Raw genomic sequence first — 327 nt, forward strand, 5'->3', positions numbered from 1 at the left:
TAGCCGCCTGCGCGCGCTTTACGCCCAATAATTCCGGACAACGCTTGCCCCCTACGTATTACCGCGGCTGCTGGCACGTAGTTAGCCGGGGCTTTCTTCTCAGGTACCGTCACTCCGGTAGCAGTTACTCTACCGGACGTTCTTCCCTGGCAACAGAGCTTTACGATCCGAAAACCTTCATCACTCACGCGGCGTTGCTCCGTCAGGCTTTCGCCCATTGCGGAAGATTCCCTACTGCTGCCTCCCGTAGGAGTCTGGGCCGTGTCTCAGTCCCAGTGTGGCCGTTCACCCTCTCAGGTCGGCTACGCATCGTCGCCTTGGTGAGCC

Annotated in this window: 1 rRNA gene; it reads right to left on the reverse strand. The window is 59.6% G+C overall.

Annotated elements, in window-relative coordinates:
* Window positions 1–327 (reverse strand): 16S ribosomal RNA (locus tag HPT30_RS00535); the annotation flags it as partial.

The sequence above is a fragment of the Paenibacillus agri genome (assembly GCF_013359945.1).
Taxonomy (GTDB): Bacteria; Bacillota; Bacilli; order Paenibacillales; family Paenibacillaceae; genus Paenibacillus_AQ; species Paenibacillus_AQ agri.